Source organism: Streptomyces sp. NPDC031497 (genome assembly GCF_055580905.1).
The window spans coordinates 189,601-209,118 of sequence record NZ_JBVIKO010000011.1 but is presented as its reverse complement, the minus strand read 5'-3'; the positions used below and the strand labels follow the sequence as shown (position 1 = coordinate 209,118).

The 19,518-nt window shown below is 71.2% G+C and carries 18 protein-coding genes; 7 read left to right on the top strand and 11 right to left on the bottom strand.

Annotated features, from left to right (window positions below):
* Positions 1 to 18: 18 nt before the first annotated feature.
* The 4 genes from ACZ5K7_RS24145 to ACZ5K7_RS24130 form a co-directional block, all read right to left on the bottom strand.
* Entirely contained in the window at positions 19 to 732 is a 714-nt protein-coding gene (locus tag ACZ5K7_RS24145) for a methyltransferase domain-containing protein (RefSeq protein ID WP_468915997.1), read from the bottom strand.
* A gap of 62 nt (positions 733 to 794) precedes the next feature.
* A complete protein-coding gene (locus ACZ5K7_RS24140; protein ID WP_089103029.1) occupies positions 795 to 1,388 on the bottom strand; it encodes a TetR/AcrR family transcriptional regulator in 594 nt (197 codons plus the stop codon).
* A 29-nt stretch (positions 1,389 to 1,417) separates the two neighbouring features.
* Positions 1,418 to 3,094, bottom strand: coding sequence for a class I adenylate-forming enzyme family protein (locus tag ACZ5K7_RS24135; protein WP_468915995.1), 1,677 nt, complete (start codon positions 3,092 to 3,094; stop codon positions 1,418 to 1,420).
* The gene (locus ACZ5K7_RS24130; protein ID WP_351699815.1) at positions 3,091 to 3,855 is read right to left on the bottom strand and encodes an SDR family oxidoreductase; all 765 of its coding nucleotides are present in this window, start codon (positions 3,853 to 3,855) and stop codon (positions 3,091 to 3,093) included. Before ACZ5K7_RS24130 ends, ACZ5K7_RS24135 begins: the two co-directional genes overlap by 4 nt.
* A gap of 251 nt (positions 3,856 to 4,106) precedes the next feature.
* Here ACZ5K7_RS24130 and ACZ5K7_RS24125 point away from each other — a divergent pair, with 251 nt between their 5' ends.
* Both ACZ5K7_RS24125 and ACZ5K7_RS24120 read left to right on the top strand, forming a co-directional pair.
* Positions 4,107 to 5,348 carry an exo-beta-N-acetylmuramidase NamZ family protein gene (locus ACZ5K7_RS24125; protein ID WP_468915993.1) on the top strand — a complete coding sequence of 414 codons (1,242 nt, stop codon included), beginning with the start codon at positions 4,107 to 4,109 and terminating at the stop codon, positions 5,346 to 5,348.
* 80 nt (positions 5,349 to 5,428) lie between these two features.
* A complete protein-coding gene (locus ACZ5K7_RS24120) occupies positions 5,429 to 6,742 on the top strand; it encodes a serine-threonine protein kinase (protein WP_468915990.1) in 1,314 nt (437 codons plus the stop codon).
* A 23-nt stretch (positions 6,743 to 6,765) separates the two neighbouring features.
* On the opposite strand, the gene ACZ5K7_RS24115 is transcribed toward ACZ5K7_RS24120, so the two are convergent.
* Entirely contained in the window at positions 6,766 to 9,555 is a 2,790-nt protein-coding gene (locus ACZ5K7_RS24115; protein ID WP_351699809.1) for a penicillin acylase family protein, read from the bottom strand.
* Positions 9,556 to 9,823: 268 nt separating this feature from the next.
* Here ACZ5K7_RS24115 and ACZ5K7_RS24110 point away from each other — a divergent pair, with 268 nt between their 5' ends.
* Positions 9,824 to 10,426: a hypothetical protein gene (locus tag ACZ5K7_RS24110; protein ID WP_351699807.1), complete on the top strand. Its 603-nt coding sequence runs from the start codon at positions 9,824 to 9,826 to the stop codon at positions 10,424 to 10,426.
* Positions 10,427 to 10,613: 187 nt separating this feature from the next.
* Positions 10,614 to 11,681, top strand: coding sequence for an RNA ligase (ATP) (locus ACZ5K7_RS24105; RefSeq protein WP_468915986.1), 1,068 nt, complete (start codon positions 10,614 to 10,616; stop codon positions 11,679 to 11,681).
* A 152-nt stretch (positions 11,682 to 11,833) separates the two neighbouring features.
* On the opposite strand, the gene soxR is transcribed toward ACZ5K7_RS24105, so the two are convergent.
* The gene (gene soxR, locus ACZ5K7_RS24100) at positions 11,834 to 12,298 is read right to left on the bottom strand and encodes a redox-sensitive transcriptional activator SoxR (RefSeq protein WP_468915984.1); all 465 of its coding nucleotides are present in this window, start codon (positions 12,296 to 12,298) and stop codon (positions 11,834 to 11,836) included.
* Between the two features lie 113 nt (positions 12,299 to 12,411).
* Here soxR and ACZ5K7_RS24095 point away from each other — a divergent pair, with 113 nt between their 5' ends.
* On the top strand, positions 12,412 to 12,873 hold the full coding sequence (locus tag ACZ5K7_RS24095; RefSeq protein ID WP_351699801.1) for a MaoC family dehydratase: 462 nt from the start codon (positions 12,412 to 12,414) through the stop codon (positions 12,871 to 12,873).
* A 53-nt stretch (positions 12,874 to 12,926) separates the two neighbouring features.
* Here ACZ5K7_RS24095 and ACZ5K7_RS24090 read toward each other — a convergent pair whose 3' ends face one another.
* The 3 genes from ACZ5K7_RS24090 to ACZ5K7_RS24080 form a co-directional block, all read right to left on the bottom strand.
* The gene (locus tag ACZ5K7_RS24090) at positions 12,927 to 13,550 is read right to left on the bottom strand and encodes a TetR/AcrR family transcriptional regulator (RefSeq protein ID WP_351699799.1); all 624 of its coding nucleotides are present in this window, start codon (positions 13,548 to 13,550) and stop codon (positions 12,927 to 12,929) included.
* 91 nt (positions 13,551 to 13,641) lie between these two features.
* A complete protein-coding gene (locus ACZ5K7_RS24085; protein WP_468915979.1) occupies positions 13,642 to 13,929 on the bottom strand; it encodes a YiaA/YiaB family inner membrane protein in 288 nt (95 codons plus the stop codon).
* 59 nt (positions 13,930 to 13,988) lie between these two features.
* Entirely contained in the window at positions 13,989 to 15,140 is a 1,152-nt protein-coding gene (locus ACZ5K7_RS24080; RefSeq protein ID WP_351700675.1) for an acyl-CoA dehydrogenase family protein, read from the bottom strand.
* Positions 15,141 to 15,205: 65 nt separating this feature from the next.
* Between ACZ5K7_RS24080 and ACZ5K7_RS24075 the strand changes: the two genes are divergently transcribed.
* The gene (locus tag ACZ5K7_RS24075; RefSeq protein WP_468915976.1) at positions 15,206 to 15,853 is read left to right on the top strand and encodes a TetR/AcrR family transcriptional regulator; all 648 of its coding nucleotides are present in this window, start codon (positions 15,206 to 15,208) and stop codon (positions 15,851 to 15,853) included.
* Positions 15,854 to 15,992: 139 nt separating this feature from the next.
* Positions 15,993 to 16,925: a DMT family transporter gene (locus tag ACZ5K7_RS24070; RefSeq protein WP_468915974.1), complete on the top strand. Its 933-nt coding sequence runs from the start codon at positions 15,993 to 15,995 to the stop codon at positions 16,923 to 16,925.
* A gap of 14 nt (positions 16,926 to 16,939) precedes the next feature.
* Here ACZ5K7_RS24070 and ACZ5K7_RS24065 read toward each other — a convergent pair whose 3' ends face one another.
* On the bottom strand, positions 16,940 to 18,028 hold the full coding sequence (locus tag ACZ5K7_RS24065; RefSeq protein ID WP_468915972.1) for a Zn-dependent alcohol dehydrogenase: 1,089 nt from the start codon (positions 18,026 to 18,028) through the stop codon (positions 16,940 to 16,942).
* 13 nt (positions 18,029 to 18,041) lie between these two features.
* On the bottom strand, positions 18,042 to 19,430 hold the full coding sequence (locus ACZ5K7_RS24060) for an aldehyde dehydrogenase family protein (protein WP_351699783.1): 1,389 nt from the start codon (positions 19,428 to 19,430) through the stop codon (positions 18,042 to 18,044).
* Positions 19,431 to 19,518: the final 88 nt, after the last annotated feature.

Genomic DNA, 19,518 nt, shown 5'->3' with positions numbered 1-19,518 from the left:
GGCCCGTCGCAGTCCACCTCAGCCCGTCCGGCCCACCAGGAGCTGGTAGAAGATCGGCTCACCGGTCGTCGTCACCCGGTGCTGGAACCGGGTTCGTTCCAGCAGTTCGAGACGTCCTTCGGCCACCAGTCGCTCGACGGCGACGCCGAACCCGTCCGGATCCGCTTCGTCCATCCACTGCTCGTGGAGGGTGAAGGCCACGGGCGCGCCCGACGGCAGCACCCCGAGTGCGTTGACCAGCGCCCGCGGTGTGGCGTGCGTGCCGCCGAACGCGCCGGCCGACACCAACCCGCCGAACGCGTACGGGCGTAGTGCCTCACGGAGTCCGTCGCCGAGCTGGAAGTCGCCGACCACGTAGTCGGCGTAGACGCCCGGCCGGTCGCGCAGACACGCCTCGCGCGCCGCCGGCAGCGCGTCGACGCCGACCACCCGGGCAACGCCTCCGCGCCGCACGAGTTCGCCGACCAGTCCGGTGCCGGAGCCCACGTCCAGCACCGTCATCGACCCCGGATCCAGCCCGAGGCTCGCGGCGACGCGCAGGAAACCCTCCGCCGCGACCTGCGGCGATGTGCACCGCAACCGGTCCTGGACGACGTGCTCGTAGAGGCCGGGCACGGCGTAGATCCGCGTGTACTCGTGCAGGTGCACCGTCTCGTGCTCACTCAACGCGATGTACTCGCCGTCGGTCACTGGCGGGCCGAGCAGCCGGACGCCCGCAAACGCATCTGCCATGCGGGCGAGACTATGCGCACGTGTCCGTCCGCCGCCACCAGGTGGAGCACCGGTCGGAAGGCTCAGGGCCGCAGTGCTCGCAGCAGCAGGTCGGCCAGGTGGTCGGCGACCTCCTGCGGGGCCATGGGGCCGTCGGGGCGGTACCAGGTCGACAGGTGGTGCACCGAGCCGAAGTGGTAGTCGACGACGAGGTCGGCCGGGGTCGCCGTGGAGAAGACGCCCTCACGCTGGCCCTCCTCGACGAGCGCGCGGAAGCGTTCGTGGTAGCGCCGACGCTCGGCGCGCACCTGCTTGTTCTTCTCCGGGCTCAGGTGGTGCATGGAGCGGAAGAAGATCATCGCGTCGTCGAGGTTCTCGATGGTCGTGACGACCACGTCCGCCGCCGCGCCCCGCAGCCGCTTCTCGATCGGCTCGTCCGCGTTCGCGAAGGCGTCGAGCCGCTCCTGCTGGACGCGCAGCACGCGCGCGTACACCTCGTGCAGGAGGTCGTCCTTGGAGCCGAAGTAGTGGTACAGGGCCCCCTTCGTGACGCCGGCCGCCTCCACGATCTCCTGCACGGAGGTGCGGTCATACCCCTGCTCCGCGAAGAGCCGGGTGGCGGCGGCAAGAAGCCGCTGCGGAACAGGAGCCCCGTCTCCGTCCGTCGTCCTGGGCACTGCCGCCACCTGCCTTTCTCGTAAATCCACTAACCCTGTTGCGGTCGGGAACGAAGTTCCCGTCGGAGGATCTTCCCACTTGCCGTCTTCGGCAGGTCGGGCAGGATCTCCACCTGGCGCGGATATTTGTAAGCGGCCAGTCTCTCCTTGCAATAGAGGGCGAGATCGTCCGGATCGGTTGCACTACCCGGGCGAAGACTGATGTAGGCCTTGACGGTCTCCCCGCGGTACCCGTCGGGCACCCCGACGACGGCCGCCTCGCGCACCGCCGGGTGGGTGTACAGCACGTCCTCGACCTCGCGCGGCCAGACCTTGAAGCCGGACGCGTTGATCATGTCCTTCTTGCGGTCGACGACGTACAGCCAGCCCTGCGCGTCCATGAAGCCGATGTCGCCGGTGCGCAGTTCGCCGTCCGGGAAGGTCTCGGCGGTGGCCTCGGGCCGCCGCCAGTACCCGGGCACCACCTGCGGCCCGCGTACGGTGATCTCGCCCTGCTCGCCGAAGGGCACCTCGTTGCCCTCGTCGTCGATGATGCGCACGACCGTGTCGGGGCCGGGCACCCCGACGGCGAGGGTCCCGGAGACCGGGTCGACGGGCGCTTCCAGCTCCGGCGGCACGGAGGCGCAGGGCGCGGTGCACTCGGTCAGCCCGTAGCCGTTGCGGATGTACGGCCCGAACCCGGCGCGGAACTTCTCCACCAGGGCCGGCGGCAGCGGTGCGCCACCGGACGAGATGTTGACGAAGGAGGCGAAGTGCTCCGGGGTGACGTCCGGGTGGGCGGCCAGGGCCATGAAGGCCGTGGAGGGGCCCACGGTGTACTGCGGGCGGTGCTCGGCGAACGCCTCCAGGACCAGGCCCGGCTCGAAGCGGTACGTCAGCACGAGCGTGCCCACACTGGTGAGGCAGGCGCAGAGCTGACAGACCATGCCGGTGATGTGGAAGAGGGGCGCGAGGGCGTAGTAGACCGGCGCCTCCGGCAGCGCCAGCCCGGTCCGCTGTCGTTCCGCGTTGTACATGATGTTGCTGTGCAGGTTGGTGGCGCCCTTGGGAGCGCCGCTCGTCCCCGAGGTGTAGCTGATCAGCGCGATGTCGGACGGTACCGGGTCGCGTCCCTCGGGGGCCTTCCCGCCCTGCCGCGCGACGGCGACCAGGTCCTCGGCGTCGGCGGCCTGCGGCAGCCGTTCGAAGGTCAGCACGCGCGCGTCGTCTCGCGTCTGGAAGTCCAGTTCGCTCGTGGTGAGCACGATCCGCACCGGCGAGTCGGCGGCCGTGTCGCGCAGATACGACTCCCAGGCCCGCTGCGAGCAGACCAGCGCGGTCACCTCGCCGTCCCGCAGGACGTGGGAGACCTCCCCCGACTTGTACATCGGGTTGACCGGCACGACGGTCGCGCCCGCCTTCCAGGCGCCGAGCAGCGCGAGCACGAAGTGCGGCGAGTTCTGCAGGATTACGGCGACCCGGTCGCCGCGCTGCACACCGCGCTCGACGAGATGGGCGGCGACCGAGTCGCTCAGCTCGTCGACCTCGCGGAAGCTGAGGCGGGCGTCGAAGTAGGCGAGGCAGGTGCGGTCGGGTGCCTCGGCCACAGCGGCCCGCAGGGCGTGCACCAGCGAGGCGGGCGGATCGACCGGCCCCCGCTGGGCGTCGTTGAGCAGCGCCACCCAGGGCCGGCCGGCGTAGAAGGACTCGGTCGTCGACTCGCTCACCGGGTGGCCTCCCACTTCTGCTGGATGTGGTTCATGTTCGTCAGCCAGCGGTCCGGGTCGGTGGCCCGCGCCTGGTAGAAGTCGGCGACCTCGGGGTGCGGCAGGATCAGGAACCGGTCCTCCGCCATCCCCTTGAACAGGGCCTCCGCGACCGCGTCCGGCTCGATGGCGGTCGGCTGGAGCACCAGGTCGCCCGCGCTGCCGGTGGCGGCGAGCATGTCGGTCCGGACGCCCTGCGGGCAGATGGCGTGCACCTTGAGACCGCGGTGCCGGTACGTGAGCGACAGCCACTCGGCGAAGGCGTACGCGGCGTGCTTGGTGACGCTGTACGGCGCGGCCCCGATCATGGTGAGCAGCCCGGCGGCGGACACGGTGGACACGAACCGCCCGCTCCCCCGCTCCAGCCAGTCCGGGAGCAGTTCCTGCGCGGCCCGCACGTGCGCCATGACGTTGACGTCCCAGGCGGAGGCCCAGACGGTGTCCGCGGCCGCCTCGGACCCGCCGGAGGCGAGACCGGCGTTGGCGCAGTAGACGTCGACGCTCCCGCCGAGCGCGTCCCGGGCGGCTCCGACGATGCCGGACGCGTCACCCGGAACGGCGATCCCGCCGATCTCCTCGGCGACGGCGGCCGCCCTGTCCCCGTCCAGGTCGTTCACGACGACGCGGGCGCCTTCGGCGGCGAACCGCCGGGCGAGGGCGGCCCCGATGCCGCCTCCCGCCCCGGTGACGACGACTCGGGCATCTTGCACGGCTCCCACCATCGGTCTCCTTCGACACGACGCGACCAGACTCGGCTCAGCATGGACACACTAACCGGTCGGTATGTTTGAGAAAAGGGCGACCGTCACACCCCCTAAGGACGCGGGGCCACTGTCCGACACGCGACGACCGCACCCCCGAGGGGCACGGGGCCGCTGTCCGACACGCGGCGACCGCAACCCCCAAGGGGCGCGGGGAACTGCGCGACCAGCCACACCCGACCCGCACCCGGACGACCACGGAGGCCACCCCCATGCGCCCGTCCCGACGAAGTCTGCTCACCGCGGCCACTGCAACGGCGGCGGCCGTGACAGCCGTACCCACGGCAACCACAGCCGACGCCCACGGCAGCCTCAAGACCGGTTTCGACCACCTCTCCGCCGACGGCTACGCCCTCCTCGCCGCCCAAAAGGTCGGTATCGTCACCAACCCCACCGGCATCACCACCGACGTCCGCCACATCGTCGACGTCATGCACGCCGATCCCCGCGCACACCTCACCGCTGTCTTCGGCCCGGAACACGGTTTCCGCGGTACCGCCCAGGCCGGCGGCTCCGAAGGCCGCTACGACGACCCGGCGACCGGCCTCCCCGTCTACGACACCTACCTCAAGAGCGGCCGGCCCCTCGCCGACGTCTTCACCGCCTCCGGCGTGGACACGGTCGTCTTCGACATCCAGGACGTCGGCGCCCGCTTCTACACGTACATCTGGACGCTGTACGACTGCATGGAGGCCGCCCAGCTGGCGGGCAAGCGGTTCGTCGTGCTCGACCGCCCCAACCCGGTGACCGGGCGCACCGCCCAGGGCCCGGTCCTGCACCGGGAGTTCGCCAGTTTCGTCGGCCGGCAGCCGATCGCGCAGGCACACGGGATGACGGTCGCCGAGCTGGCGAAGCTGTTCAACGCGGAGTTCCTGAGCAGCCCGGTCGCGCTGGACGTCGTGACGATGACGGGCTGGCGGCGCGACCGCTTCTACGACGCCTACGGACTGCCCTGGGTGCCGCCGAGCCCCAACATGCCCACCCCGGACACCGCCCTCGTCTACTCGGGGACCTGTCTCTTCGAGGGCACGAACCTGTCCGAGGGGCGCGGCACGACCCGCCCCTTCGAACTGCTGGGCGCGGAGGGCATCGACGCGCGGTGGGCGGCCGCCGTCAACGGACTCGGGCTGCCGGGCGTGCGGTTCCGGGAGGCGTACTTCGCGCCCACGTTCTCCAAGTTCCAGGGCAGGACGGTCGGCGGGGTGCAGCTCCATGTGCACGACCGGGCCGCCTACGACCCGGTACGGACCGGGATCGCGCTCCTGGTGACCGCCAAGAAGGTGTGGGGGGACTTCGCCTGGCGGTCGGACAACTGGATCGACAAGCTCACCGGATCCACGACCGTGCGCACGATGACCGACGCGGGCGCGGGCACGGACGAGATCGTCGGTGCCTGGCAGGACGAACTCGCCGCGTTCCGCCGGATTCGAAAGGAATTTCTGCTCTACAGGTGAGGCGCGTTGTATGGCCAACCTTGCCCGGCGGCGGGACGATGCGCGCACATCGCACCGGTTCTGGGGACGAGGAGCCTGGTATGGCGGATCCTGGGATGAGCGTCGCTCCCTACTGGGAGCTGACCTTCGACGCCGACGGCGACCCGGACGGCGCCGAACGCGACCGGCTGCTGGGCGAGGTCAGGGCCCATGGTGTCCATGACCTGATCGTCTTCGCGCACGGCTGGAACAACGACCGTTCGGGCGCGACCTCCCTGTACCGGCGGTTCTTCGCGCCGATCCCGAAGCTCGCGCCGAAGGCGCGGATCGGGTACGTCGGGGTGGTGTGGCCGTCGATGCGGTTCTGCGACGAGCCGATCCCGGACTTCCCGAAGTCCGTGGTGGCCTCGGAGGCGGAGGAGAGACCGGCCCCCGTCCTCGACAAGGACACCCGGCACGCGCTTTTCGAGACGTTCCCGGGGCGGGCCACCGTGGTCGACCAGATCGCCCGGATGCTGGACCAGCGCCCGGGTGGCGAGTTGGAGGAGTTCGGCCGCCTTGTACGGCTGCTCGTCGAGGTCCTGCCGGGCGGACCCCAGCCCCTGTTCGCGGCGGACACGCTCGCGGAGGGTGTCCCGCAGAGCGAGCCGGTGCTGTTCACCGGGGACACGACGACACTGTGCGAGGAGTTCGCGCAGACACTGGCTGCCGTCCGGCAGGGCGCCGGTGCGGCGGAGTTCGCGCTGCCCAGTCCCTGGGACGGCGCGAAGGAGCTGCTGCGGCAGGCGACGTACTACGCAATGAAGCGGCGCGCGGGGACCGTCGGGGAGCGTGGGCTCGGGCGGGTGATCGGGCAGCTGGCCGAGGCGGCCCCGGGGGTGCGGGTGCATCTGGTCGGGCACAGCTTCGGCGGCCGGCTGGTGTCGTTCGCGCTGCGCGGACTGCCGGACGGGGTGCGCACGGTGAAGTCCGTGACGCTGCTGCAAGGGGCCTTCTCGCACTACGCGTTCGCCGCCCGGCTGCCCCACGACGCGCGCGCGGGCGGGGTGCTGCAGGGCCAGGAGAACCGGATCGACGGTCCGCTGGTGTGCTGCTACTCCCGCTTCGACGGGGCGCTCGGCACGATGTATCCGCTGGCCTCGCGGATGGCGGACGACTGCGAGTCGGTGCTGGACGTGGGCGGGGCGCTGGGCGCCAGGTGGGGTGCGATGGGGCACGACGGGGTGCAGGCGGTGCCGGGCACCCGGTCGCTGGACCTGGCGGCGGCCCTGCGCGGCCCGCTCGCCGCGCCGGGTTGCGTGAACGTCGACGCGGCGGCGGTCGTGAAGAGGGGCGACCCGCCGGCCGGAGCGCACAGCGACATCGTGCACCCCGAACTGGCGAGGGTGGTACTGGCGGCGGGGCGCATCGCGTGACCCCGCCGCCGTGGGGCATCAGCTCACCGGTGTGACGTGAACTCCACGACCTGCTGGAAGGTCGGGCGGTTCTGCCAGCTGATGTTGTAGTGCTTGATGCCGCCGAGAGTGCGCTGGACGATCGAGTCGGCGCACCACTGGTCGCCGGCCGAGCAGAGGGAGTCCCCGGGGTAGACCGTGGACGCACTCGTACCGGCCGCCGTCTTCAGCGTGCTGATCAGGATGTCCCGGCAGGCGCTGAGGCTGCCGCCGCCGCAGTACTGCTGCGCCAGCGGTCCCGACACGCTCTGCCCGAGGACCGAGCGGATGTCCTTGTCGACATAGCTCCACCAGCCGTACTGGAAGGAGCTTCCGGCGTGCGACCCGGTCGGACCGTGCGCTGCCGACGGGGTCTCGTCGATGTACAGGTTGTTGGTGAACGCGGTGTACAGGGCGTCACCGAGGCCGGGCTGGAACTCGGCCTTCACCAGCAGCGGCCACCAGGCGTCCAGGATCCGGACGGCGTCGGCGTTGGCGTAGGTCTTCGAACCGGCCGAGGTCTCGGTGCGCTTGCCGCCCGCGGTCAGCCAGGTCTGGAGCTTGGTGACGGCCGCGGCGGCCGTGGAGTCGGTCACCGTACTGCTGTTGATCACCTTCAGCAGGTCCGGCAGCACGTCCTCGGCCCGTAGGTCGGTGAGCGATGCGTCTGCCATGGCCTTGACAAGCGAAGAGCGGGTGACTCCCCCTGCCGCGACGAGTTTCTTCACCCGGTCGTCGAGCAGGTTGCCGCGGTGGACGGACCCGTCGCCCCAGCTCGCCGTCGTGTAGTTCAGCGCCTGTTTGTTGTTCCAGGAGATGTAGTAGTCCTGGTCGACGGAGTTGGGGTGCGCGGAGGCCGCGGTGTAGTCGGCCGTGTTGGTGGCCGGGGTCCAGTTCTGCCACTCGTAGGCCGCCTGGCCCCAGACCGGGAACTCGGGGTCGACCCCGCTCGCCCGCACCGGGTTGTTGCCGCTGTTGTAGTACGCGGTGTGCGAGGAGTCGGCGTAGAACCAGTTGAAGGTGAAGTTGATGTGCTGCGCCGCGCTCTGGAAGGTCTGGGGGCTCTTCACGTAGTCGGGGTCGTTGAGCATCTGGAAGCCGATGATCGAGTCGGCCTCGTGCATGTAGGAGGAGCGCAGGGTGGTGTAGGCGACCTTCTTCCCGCCGACGGTCGCGCGGTATTCGACGGGCCCGTACTTCGTCTTCCACACGCGCATGGTGTAGGACCCGGCGGCGGTGCCGTCGGCGGTCGTCGGCTTCCAGGAGTTCTTCTGCTCGACCTCGTCCATGGCCGTGCAGGTGCCGTGGAACAGGTAGTGGTAGTCGTCCTGGCAGAGTTCCACGGCGTAGCTGTCGATGATGTCCTGGCCGGAGGTGGTGGCGGACCACGCGTAGTCCTGGCCGCGGCCGAGTTCGACGTACATGCTCAGGCCCGCGAAGGAGGCGCCGCGGGCGCTGATGCCCGGGCCCTGGATCTCCTGGAGCATGAGCAGCTGCGGGGCGAAGTAGCCGGTCTGCGGTCCGAACACGGCGATCGGATGGCCGCTCGCGGTGTACTTGCCGCTGACCACGAGGGCGTTGGACATCCCGCGCTTGGCCGAGCTGAGGGCGGTCGCCGTCGCCGCGGCGGAGGCGGCGGAGGCGCTCTGGTCGGCGCCGGTGCCGGTGGCGTCGTAGACCAGTGGCTCGGTCGTCACCGAACCGGAGTCCGGCAGCGCCTCGCCCTGCGGGTCGGACGGCTTGGTGCCGTACGGGAAGCTCTCACCGTTGTGGACGGTGAGCGCGGCCTCGGGGTCGTTGCGCTCGCGGAACGACTCCCAGACCTTGGTGCCCTCGGTCACGCCGTACTTCTCCTGGGCGGCGAGCAGCGAGACGGCGTTGTTGACCTCGCCGCCGCCGCCGGAGCCGAACAGCGTGCCGATCACGGAGGCCAGCGCCACGAGGTCGGTGATCTTGAAGTGGTCGATGGTGCCGGCGTTGGTGATCGAGTCCTTGTGTCCGGTCAGGACGTACTCGCCGGGGAAGTATCGGCCGCTGTCGGAGGCGTCGATGTAGGAGTTGATGCCGGCGAGGTAGGCGTTGGCGTCGGCGAGGGCCTGCTGGCCGCGGGTGCCGTTGTTGGCGACGGCGTTGTCGATCTGCGCCTGGAGGTCGGCCTCGGTGTACGGGGCGTTGCGGTAGAACTCCTGTTCAAGCCCCTGGTTGGAGGCGACGCCACCGGCGAAGGTGGTGAGCTGGCCGCGCCCGACATGGCGGAAGACGTCCATCAGCCACAGCCGGTCCTCAGCGGCGGCATACCCCGCGCCGAACTCGGTGCCGTATCTGGTGGTACCGGTGATGTGCGGTACGCCCGTCTTCTTGTCGCGGACGATCGTCACGTCGCTGCGACCCGCCGGACTCTCCGTGGAGGCGACTTGATCGGAAGCGACCCCGAACGACGAGTCGTTGAAGAACGTGTTGATCTTCGCGTCGGTGAGGGTGGAGTAACCCGTGGCCAGGTTGTTGTAGGGGCCGAGCTGGTCCTCGGCGTGGTCGGGCTGGATGCCGAAGGCCTGGTTGAGGAGGACCTGGGCGAGCGTGGCGTTGCCGTTCTCACCGGGCGGCAGGATGTCCGAACACTGGCCGCCACAGTAGTCGTTGGAGGCCGTGGCCGCCGCGGCCGGGGTCGCCTGGGCCAGCGGGGAGAGCAGGCCGGCGATGAGCACGCATACGGATGCCGCTTTCAGGAACCCGGGGAGCTTGCGGGGAGTTCTCAGTTTGTCGAACAACGCGTGATGTCTGGTACGCCGGGGCATGGCGACTCCTCACGACGGGGGTGGTGCCGGACGTTACCGCCGGTATCCCCGAGATTGAAGATGAACATGCGTCAAGTTTTGGAGTGGTCGCCCGCGTCGGCGGTGTCACCGGCCGTCGGTCAAGGCGGGCGGCCTTATGGACGGCATCGGAAATCGGATGGAGCCGATTCGAGTGTCGATACGTCTATACGGCAACGCCGCGCGAAGTCCGTGCGACGCCGCCGAAGTGACCGAAGTACAGGTGCAGGTGTGACGGAGGTGCAGGGCGATGGCCGGTTTCCGGAGTCTGGCGAGACAGGTGCGAGACCCACGGTGCGATCTGGCGCTACGGCGTTATTCGCTGCGCAAGTGCCTGGAGCGGTTCGCTCCCTACGGGCACCGCGCGACCTGGGACCATCTCTGCTCGCGGGCCGGGTTCGGTCCTGAGGACCGGTCCCCCGATCCAGCGCGTCTCGTGGGCGCACTGGAGGAGTTGGAAGAGGCGCGGGCTGTCTGGCTGGCCTACGAGGTCGAGTTCGCCGAGCGCCGCAAGAAGGAGAAGCACGACGGGCTGCGCCGCCCGGGCAGCGTGGACGACTGGCACCGGCTGACCTGGGGCGGATTCGGAGTGGCCTGGTGCGACGACCCACGGGTACACCCCGACGAACCACTGGCCGAGGTGCTGCGACGGCTGATCGCCGCCCTGGAGCGCGAACCGGGCGCGGTCTGCCCGGTGTGCGCGGGGGAGCGCCTCATCTGGAAGTACGACCTGGACCACGAGCCCTCCGCCGGTCCGGTCTGCGTGGACTGCGGGATTCTGGTGCCGCGTCCGGTGCTCACGCCCGAGGCCCTGGCCTACGCCAGGCGCGGGCGGCTGCTCATGTCGGCCTGACCGCGTGGGGGTGCGCCGGGGATGCCGCACCCCCCCAACTGCCTGGCGGCCCACGGTGGGCAACCACTCGGAACAGCGCCATAGCAGCGGCTAATCCGCTGGTTCCACCCGTTTCCCGTCCGGAGAGTTGGGTCCGATGAAACCCAGCTGAGGAACCCCGCGGGTTCCCTCCGAGCGAGGAGCACCGATGTCGACGCTGCGCGTCACCGCCGAAGTGCTGACCGTCCACGAGCACCCCAACGCCGACGCGCTGGAGCTGGCCCAGGTGGGCCTCTACCGCGCGGTCGTCGCCAAGGGCGTGTACCGCACCGGCGAGACCGCCCTGTACATCCCCGAACAGGCCGTGCTGCCGGCCGGGCTGATCGAGGAACTGGGCCTGACCGGGCGGCTGGCGGGAACCAACGCGGACCGGGTCAGGGCGGTGCGGCTGCGCGGGGAGCTGTCGCAGGGCATCGTGTGCCGTCCGAAGGCGCTGGCCGGCGTCGACCTGGCGCGGGCGGCGGAGGAGGGCACCGACTTCGCGGAGACCCTCGGCATCACCAAGTGGGTGCCGCCGGTCCCGCCCACGATGGACGGGGACGTCGAGTCGGCACCCGATCTGCTCCCCTGGGTCGACATCGAGAACATCCAGCGCTACCCCGGCATCTTCGAGCCCGGCGAGCCGGTGGTCCTCACCGAGAAGCTCCACGGCTCGGCGTGCCTGGTCACCTATGTCGCCGACGGGGACCGGGTGTACGTGGCCTCGAAGGGCTTCGGTGCGAAGTCCCTGGCCCTCAAGGAGGATCCGCGCAACCTCTACTGGCGGGCGGTGCGCGGCCACGGCGTCCCCGAGGCGGCCCGCCGACTCGCCGAACGGCTCGGCGCGCGCCGGGTCGGGATCTTCGGAGAGGTGTACGGGTCGGGGGTCCAGGACCTGACGTACGGCGCCGACGGACGGCGGGAGTCGCTCGGGTACGCCGCGTTCGACGTGTCGGCCGAGTTCGACGGGGCGGTGCGGTGGCTGGACGCGGCGGAGCACCTGGCCGGCGAGCTGCCACTGGTGCCGCGGCTGTTCGAGGGGGCGTACGACATCGAGCGGGTGCTGGAGGTCGCGAGCGGGCGGGAGACCGTGTCCGGGCGGGGGCTGCACCTGCGGGAGGGCGTGGTGATCCGTCCGGTGGTGGAGCGGTACAGCGCGGTGACCGGGGGGCGGGCGATCGCGAAGGCGGTGAGCGGGGCGTACCTGACGCGGAAAGGTGGGACCGAGTTCGAATAGGTGCCCGGGGTGGGGGGCGGGGGACGCTTACCGGCGCTTGCAGGGTGCCGCCCTGCGGCACGCCTGCCCGCAGCCCATGTAGCCGACGCGACGGCAGCGCCCCGCAAGGGGCGCGGGGAACTGCGATCAGCCCCCACCCACCCGCACCCGGACTACGGCCGCCCCCTCTCCGGCAGCAGACGCGACCCCGCCCGGCGTTCACCGAACGCGTCCTCCGGGTTGGACAGGACGCAGCTGCTCAACGACAGGCACCCGCAGCCGATGCAGTCCGTCAGGTGATCGCGGAGCCGGTTCAACTGTCGGATGCGTTCGTCCAGTTCCGTACGCCACGCCTCCGAGAGGCGAGCCCAGTCCTCCCGGGTCGGGGTGCGTTCCTCGGGGAGTTCGCAGAGGGCATCGCGGATGGTGGCCAGGGGGATGCCGACGCGTTGTGCCGCCCGGACGAAGGCCACCCGGCGCAGCGTGTCGCGGGTGTAGCGGCGCTGGTTGCCGGTGGTCCGCCGGCTGCTGATGAGCCCCTTGGCCTCGTAGAAGTGGAGTGCGGAGACGGCGGCGCCGCTGCGCGCGGACAACTGGCCGACACTCAGCTCTTGGATCTTCTCGGGAATCTGCGGCACCCCGCAGAGCCTACCGACCCGGTTGAGCCGCGCTCCGTTGACAGGGAGCTCGCACCCGACCATGCTAAGCAGTTGCTTAGGTATGGACGCGCGACCGCGAGAGGGCCGGGAACATGGCAGAACCGAGGATCTTCACCTCCCCCGACGAGCTGAAGGCGGCCGTGGGCGAGCAACTGGGCCACACCGACTGGCTGGAGGTCGACCAGAAGCGGATCGATCTGTTCGCGGAGGCGACGGGCGACCACCAGTGGATCCACGTCGACCCGGAGAAGGCGGCCGCGGGACCGTTCGGGACGACCATCGCGCACGGCTATCTGACCCTGTCGCTGCTTCCGCTCTTCGGCCCCCAGCTGATCACGGTCGAGGGCGTGAAGATGGGCGTGAACTACGGCACCAACAAGGTCCGCTTCCCCGCCCCCGTCCCGGTCGGCTCCCGGCTGCGTGCCACCGCCACGATCACCGACGTGACGGACGTCACGGGCGGCGTCCAGGTGAGCGTCGCCTTCACCGTGGAGCGCGAGGGCGGCGACAAGCCGGTCTGCGTGGCGGAGTCGGTGTCCCGGTACTACCTGTAGGACCACCCGGCCCGCGAGGCCACTCGGCCCGCGGGTCCACTCGGCCCGCGGGGCTACTTGGCCCCCACCATCCGGAGCACGAGGTCGGCGTAGAGCGCGCCGACCTGCTCGGGCGTGCGGGGGCCGTGCACGTTGAACCAGCGGGCGACGTCGATGCAGAGGGAGAGCACCGCGAGGGTGGTGCCGTGGATGTCGATGACGTCGAACTCCCCGGACTCGACGCCCTCCTGGATGATCCCGCGCACCTCGGCGTCGACCTGGCGGCGCAGCCCGAGGATCTCGGCGCGGGCGTCGGGGCCGAGGGCGTCCAGTTCGTACTGCACGACCCGGGCGGTGGTGCGCCGCCCGGCGTGCCAGCGGACGAAGGAGCTGACGCCGTCCGCGAGCCGCTCGGCGGCGGTGCCCTCGCGCCGGGCCGCAGTCTGGAGGATCTCCAGGGCCTTGTCGTGACCGATGCGGCTGATCCGGTGGAGCAGCTCTTCCTTGGTCTTGTAGTGGATATAGAGGGCGGCGGGGCTCATACCGGCGCGGCCCGCGATGTCGCGGGTGGTGGTGGCGTGGTAGCCGCGCTCGGCGAAGGCCTCCACGGCGGCGACCAGCAGCCGCCGGGCCGCGTCAGGGGTGACCTCTTCCCACGGCTCGACCTCGCCGCCGGTCGTCTCCTCCGCCGTACTCATCGCTCGCTCGCCCCTCTCGATACCGGAGCACCACCATACCGCCGAAGCTGAGCGAGCGCTTAGTGTGCCCGCTCAGAGCTTGTCCCGCGGCTCAGAGCTTCTCGAAGGGGTCGTGTTCGGCGAGCAGTTTCTCCAGCCGGGCCTGGTCGACGCGGCTGACGATCTGCCCGGCCTCCTGACGGTCGCGGATGACCTTCGCGAGCGTGAAGGCAGAGGTGACGAGGTAGAGGACGGCGATGCCCAGGAAGCCGCGCACCCAGGCGTCGGCGTGCAGCCGGAAGATGCCGATGACGGTGGCCGTGATGGCGATGGCGAAGGAGGCGACGGCCTGACCGTGGTAGGCGGCCGTGTTCTGCTGTCTGACCGGTGTGTCATTCATGGTTCGATCATCGGCGGATGTGGCCCGGGCCACATCCGTCGGGATACTCAGGGACCTACTCAGAACGCCGAAACACCCGTCAGCGCCCGCCCGATGAGCAGTTTCTGGATCTGGCTGGTGCCCTCGTAGAGGGTCATCACCCGGGCGTCGCGCAGGAGTTTGCCGACCGGGTACTCGTCGATGTAGCCGTAGCCGCCGAAGACCTGGAGGGCGTTGTTGGCGGCGCGCACGGCGGCCTCGGAGGCGAAGAGCTTGGCCTTGGAGGACTCGGTGGCGAACGGCAGGCCGCGGTCGATCAGATCGGCGACCCGCCAGGTCAGCAGCCGGGCCGCGTCCACATCGACGGCGATGTCGCTGATGAGCTCCTGGACCAGCTGGTGGCCGGCGATCGGCGTGCCGAACTGCTCGCGCTCCCCCGCGTACGTCACGGCCGCGTCCAGCGCGGCCTGGGCTATGCCGACACAGCCGGCGGCGACCGACATCCGCCCCTTGGCCAGCGCCGACATGGCGACCGAGAAGCCCTTGCCCTCGGGCCCGAGCAGCGCGGCGGCGGGGACGCGGACGTCCTCCAGGACGAGTTCCGCGGTGGCCTGGCCGCGCAGGCCGAGCTTGCCGTGGACGGCACGGCGGGTCAGGCCGGGCGTGTCGGTCGGCACCAGGAAGGCGGAGACGCCCTTGTGGCCGGGCGCGTCGGTGGAGCGGGCGAAGAGAAGAACCACGTCGGCCCAGGTGCCGTTGGTGATGAACATCTTGGAGCCGTTGACGACGTAGTCGTCACCGTCGCGGACGGCGCGGGTGGTGAGGTTGCCCGCGTCGGAACCGGTGCCGGGTTCGGTGAGGCCGAAGCAGCCGAGGTACCCGCCGGAGGTCAGCCCCGGCAGCCAGCGCCGCTTCTGCTCCTCGGTCCCCCAGGCGGCGACGGACTTGGCGACCAGGCCCAGGGAGACCGACACGATTCCGCGCACGGAGGAGTCGCCGCGGCCGAGTTCCTCGGTGACCAGGCAGTACGACAGGTGGTCGCCGCCGGAGCCGCCGTACTCCTCGTCGACGGTCAGCCCGAGGAAGCCGACCTCGCCGAGCTTCTTCACGATCCCCCGGTCCACCTCCTCGGCGCGGTCCCAGGCGATCACGTGCGGGGCGATCTCGCGCTCGACGAAGTCCCGGGCGAGCTGCCGTACGGCGGTCTGCTCCTCGCTGAGTCCCAGGTCCACCATGCGATCACCCCACATTTAAATTAGCACTGCTAGTTTATTCGTGCAGCCCTACTATGTGCGCCATGGCCCGACCGCGCAAGCCCCTCCTCAGCACCGACCGGATCGTCCGGGTGGCACGGGAACTCGTGGACGCGGAGGGCCTGGCGGCCGTCTCCACCCGCCGGCTCGCGGCCGAGCTGGGGGTGAGCGGGCCCTCGCTCTACAACCACTTCGGCACCAAGGACGAGATCCTGGAGGCGGTCGCGGACTCGGTGAGCGCGCAGGTCGACCTGTCGATGTTCGAGGGCGGGGACGGGCGGGACTGGCGGACCGCGCTGCACGACTGGGCGGTGTCGTACCGGGCCGCACTCCGCGACCACCCGAACATCGTCCCGGTCCTGGCCCGGGGCCCCGGCCGCCGCCCCGCCGGGCTCCGGCTCGCGGACGCGGTCTACGGCGGGATGGTGGACGCGGGGTGGCCACCGGCGCAGGCGACGTCGATCGGGGCGCTGATGCGGTACTTCGTCATGGGGTCGGCACTGGGGTCGTTCGCCGGGGGGTTCGTGGACGACGCGAGTGCCTACGATCCGGCCGACTATCCGCATCTCGGGCAGGCGCATCTGCTGGCGGAACAGCAGGAGAAGATCGACGAGCGGGCGTTCGAGACGGGGTTGCGGGCCCTGCTGGACGGGCTGGCCCAACAGTTCGCGGGAGCAAAGGAGAGGGCGTAGAGGGCGGCGGGACGTCCTGCGCCTGCCCGCAGCCACGACGTGCCCCGTCAGGAGCGCGGGGAACTGCGCGACCAGCCACCCACCCAGCCGTCCGAAATCCGCCAGCCCCGCCCCGTCCCTCCTCTCTAACCTCGGACCCATGACGCATCCCGCACCCCGCCCGCTGCCCGCCCTCGCCGCCGTCGTCACCGTTGTGCTGTGGGCCTCCGCCTTCGTGGCCATCCGGAGTGCGGGTGACTCCTACTCCCCCGGCGCCCTCGCGCTCGGCCGGCTGTTCTCCGGGTCCCTCGCGCTCGGGCTGCTCTGTCTCGTGCGGCGCGAAGGGCTGCCGCCCCGGTCCGCCTGGCGGGGGATCGGGATATCGGGCGTGCTGTGGTTCGGCTTCTACATGGTCGCCCTGAACTGGGGTGAGCAGCAGGTGGACGCGGGGACGGCGGCCCTCGTGGTGAACGTCGGCCCCTTGCTGATCGCCCTGCTGGGGGCCCGGCTGCTCGGCGACCCCATGCCGCCCCGGCTGCTCGCGGGGATGGCGGTGTCGTTCGCGGGTGCCGTGACCGTGGGACTGTCGATGGCCGGCGGGGGCGGCTCCTCGGTGCTGGGCGTGGTGCTGTGCCTGCTCGCGGCGGTCGCCTACGCGGCCGGCGTGGTCTCCCAGAAGCCCGCCCTGGCCCGGGCGAGCGCGCTCCAGGTGACGATGTACGGGTGTCTCGTCGGCACCGTGGCCTGCCTGCCGTTCGCCGGACAGCTGGTGCACCAGGTCGCCGGCGCGCCGCTGTCCGCGACCCTCGACATGGTGTACCTCGGTGTCTTCCCGACCGCGCTCGCCTTCACGACCTGGGCGTACGCCCTCGCCCGGACCACCGCGAGCCGGATGGGCGCGACGACGTACGCCGTCCCGGCGCTGGTCGTGCTGATGTCCTGGCTGGCCCTCGGCGAGGTGCCGGGGCCGGTCACCCTGGTGGGCGGGGTGCTGTGCCTGGCCGGTGTGGCGGTGTCCCGGTCGCGAGCACGGACGCGGGCCCCCCGTAGCGTGCCGGCGGCCGGGGAGCCGCACTCGGAGCAGGTGCCGTGACGGTCACGTGAGGGTCAGAAGACGACCAGCGCCCGGCCGCCCTTGCCCGCCAGCATGTTCTCGAAGGCCGCGGGGATGCCCTCCAGGGCGATCCGCTCCGTGACCAGCATGCCCAGGTCCAGGCGGCCGGCCCGGACGTGTTCGGCGAGCACCGGCAGGTCACGGGCCGGATCCGAGTTGCCGTAGACGCAGCCGGAGAGCGTGCGGCCCCAGTGGAAGAGCTCCAGGGCGTTGAAGGTGACCTGCTCGCTCTTGCCGCCGATGCCGACCACCGTCGTACGACCGCCCCGGCGGGTGGACTCCCAGGCCGCGCGGATGCTGACCGCGCGGCCGGCGCACTCCACGGAGACGTCGACGCCCTGTTTGCCGGTGAGGGCGCGGATCGCGTGGGGTGTGGTGTCGGAGGCGACCACGTAGTCGGTGGCGCCGGCGGCCCGGGCCAGCTCCTCCTTCGCCGCGGAGACGTCCACCGCGACGACCCGGGAGGCGCCCGCGATCCGGGCCGCCTGCACCGCAGCCAGGCCCACCCCGCCGACGCCGAACACCGCGACGGTCTCGCCCTCGCGGACCCGCGCCGAGTTGTGGACGGCGCCGTAGCCCGTGAGCACCGCGCAGCCGAGGAGGGCCGCCTCGGTGAGCGGGATACCGGCGGGGAGGGGGAGGACGCATGACTCGGCGACCACCGTCTCCTCGGCGAACGCGGCGACGTTCAGGCCGGGGTGCAGGTCGGTGCCGTCCGCCGTACGGGCGTAGACGTCGGCGGCGCCGGCCAGCGCGTCGGCGCACAGCCAGACCTCGCCGAGGGAGCAGGCATGGCATCTTCCGCAGGAGGGCGCCCAGTTGAGGACGACCGGGTCACCGGGTGACAGCCGGGTGACGCCCTCCCCCACGGCGATCACCGTGCCCGCGCCCTCGTGGCCGAGGACCGCCGGGACCGGCACCCGCATGGTGCCGTCGGACAGGGAGAGGTCGGAGTGACAGACCCCGGCGGCGGCGAGACGGACTCGGACCTGGCCGGGGCCGGGGTCCGGGAGGTCGATCTCGGTGACCGCGAGCGGGGCGCCCACGGCGGGCAGTACGGCGGCTCGGACTGTGGCAGCCATCAGCGCGACCTCCTCAGAACTGAAGGGACTTGGTCTGGAGGTACTCGGCGAGGCCGTGCGCGCCGAGTTCGCGGCCGACGCCCGACTGCTTGTAACCGCCGAACGGCGCCAGGGGGTTGAAGCGGCCGCCGTTGATGTCGACCTGCCCGGTCTCCATGCGCCGGGCGAAGGCCACCGCCTCCGCCTCGTCTCCGGCCCAGACGGCGCCTGCGAGCCCGTAGACCGTGCCGTTGGCGATCCGGAGCGCGTCCTCCTCGTCCACGTACCGCAGGATCGACAGCACCGGGCCGAAGATCTCCTCCTGCGCGATCGTCATCTCGGGGGTGACGTCGGCGAACACGGTCGGGCTGACGAAGTAACCCTGCTCGCGCGGGGATTCGGGGCCGCCGGCGACCAGCCGGGCGCCCTCCGCGATGCCCTTCTCGATGTAACCCCGCACCCGGGTCTGCTGCTTGGCGCTGACGACCGGCCCGATCCGCTCCCCGTACTTGGCGGCGGCTGCCGCCGCCAGCTCCACCGCCTGCGCGTACTGGTCGGTGTGCACCAGCATCCGCGTCCAGGCGCTGCAGGTCTGGCCGGAGTTGGACATCACGTTGGCCACCCCGACGTTGACGGCCTTGGCGAGGTCGGCGCTCGGCAGGATGACGTTGGCGGACTTGCCGCCCAGTTCGAGTGCCACCTTCTTCACGGCCGCGCCGGCCACCGCGCCGATCCGCTTGCCGACGGCCGTGGAGCCGGTGAAGGAGACCAGGTCGACCCCCGGGTGCTCGGCGAGGGCCTGCCCGGCGACCGGCCCCAGGCCGGTGACCAGGTTGAACACACCGGCCGGGAAGTCCGCCTCGGCCACCGTCTCCGCGAACAGCTGGGCGGTCAGCGGGGTGTCCTCGGCGGGTTTGAGGACGACCGTGCAGCCGGCGGCGAGCGCCGGGGCGACCTTGGCGACGATCTGGTGCAGCGGGTAGTTCCAGGGCGTGATCGCGCCGACCACGCCGACCGGCTCCTGGTGGACGGTCGAGTTGCCGACCTTCTCCTCGAACGGATGGGTCGCGGCCAGTTCGGCGTACGAGCCGGCGACCGCGATCGGCAGCCCCGCGTGCACGGCCTGCGAGAACTGCGGCGGTGAGCCCAGCTCCGCGGTGACCGTCTCGGCGATCTCGTCCTTGCGGGCTGCCAGCGCGTCGCGGAGCGCGCCGAGCCGGGCGGCCCGCTCGGCGGGCGGGGTGGCGGCCCAGGCCGGGAGGGCGGCACGGGCGGCGCGCACGGCGGTGTCGACGTCTAGCGCGCCGCCCGCCGGGACCCGGCCGATGACCTGCTCGTCGACCGGGTTCACGACCTCGATCACGTCCTGGCTCTCGGCGGCGCGCCAGGCGCCGTCGATGTACAGGCCGTCGTGTGCCTTCATGCTGCTTCCTCCCGGCGGGACTGGGTCTCCGGCCTCACAAACTAGCGGCGATAGTTTTTCGGCGCCAGAGACAGGCGAACGGCGGGAT

What these genes read in the sequence shown, in the direction of transcription:
- ACZ5K7_RS24145 (WP_468915997.1), bottom strand. Translation starts at nt 732, where the DNA reads ATGGCAGATGCGTTTGCGGGCGTCCGGCTGCTCGGCCCGCCAGTGACC.
- ACZ5K7_RS24120 (WP_468915990.1), top strand. Translation starts at nt 5,429, where the DNA reads ATGGCGGATCCTGGGATGAGCGTCGCTCCCTACTGGGAGCTGACCTTC.
- ACZ5K7_RS24070 (WP_468915974.1), top strand. Translation starts at nt 15,993, where the DNA reads ATGACGCATCCCGCACCCCGCCCGCTGCCCGCCCTCGCCGCCGTCGTC.
- ACZ5K7_RS24105 (WP_468915986.1), top strand. Translation starts at nt 10,614, where the DNA reads ATGTCGACGCTGCGCGTCACCGCCGAAGTGCTGACCGTCCACGAGCAC.
- ACZ5K7_RS24090 (WP_351699799.1), bottom strand. Translation starts at nt 13,550, where the DNA reads ATGAGTACGGCGGAGGAGACGACCGGCGGCGAGGTCGAGCCGTGGGAA.
- ACZ5K7_RS24125 (WP_468915993.1), top strand. Translation starts at nt 4,107, where the DNA reads ATGCGCCCGTCCCGACGAAGTCTGCTCACCGCGGCCACTGCAACGGCG.
- ACZ5K7_RS24130 (WP_351699815.1), bottom strand. Translation starts at nt 3,855, where the DNA reads ATGGTGGGAGCCGTGCAAGATGCCCGAGTCGTCGTCACCGGGGCGGGA.
- ACZ5K7_RS24060 (WP_351699783.1), bottom strand. Translation starts at nt 19,430, where the DNA reads ATGAAGGCACACGACGGCCTGTACATCGACGGCGCCTGGCGCGCCGCC.
- ACZ5K7_RS24085 (WP_468915979.1), bottom strand. Translation starts at nt 13,929, where the DNA reads ATGAATGACACACCGGTCAGACAGCAGAACACGGCCGCCTACCACGGT.
- ACZ5K7_RS24115 (WP_351699809.1), bottom strand. Translation starts at nt 9,555, where the DNA reads ATGCCCCGGCGTACCAGACATCACGCGTTGTTCGACAAACTGAGAACT.
- ACZ5K7_RS24095 (WP_351699801.1), top strand. Translation starts at nt 12,412, where the DNA reads ATGGCAGAACCGAGGATCTTCACCTCCCCCGACGAGCTGAAGGCGGCC.
- ACZ5K7_RS24110 (WP_351699807.1), top strand. Translation starts at nt 9,824, where the DNA reads ATGGCCGGTTTCCGGAGTCTGGCGAGACAGGTGCGAGACCCACGGTGC.
- ACZ5K7_RS24075 (WP_468915976.1), top strand. Translation starts at nt 15,206, where the DNA reads ATGGCCCGACCGCGCAAGCCCCTCCTCAGCACCGACCGGATCGTCCGG.
- ACZ5K7_RS24065 (WP_468915972.1), bottom strand. Translation starts at nt 18,028, where the DNA reads ATGGCTGCCACAGTCCGAGCCGCCGTACTGCCCGCCGTGGGCGCCCCG.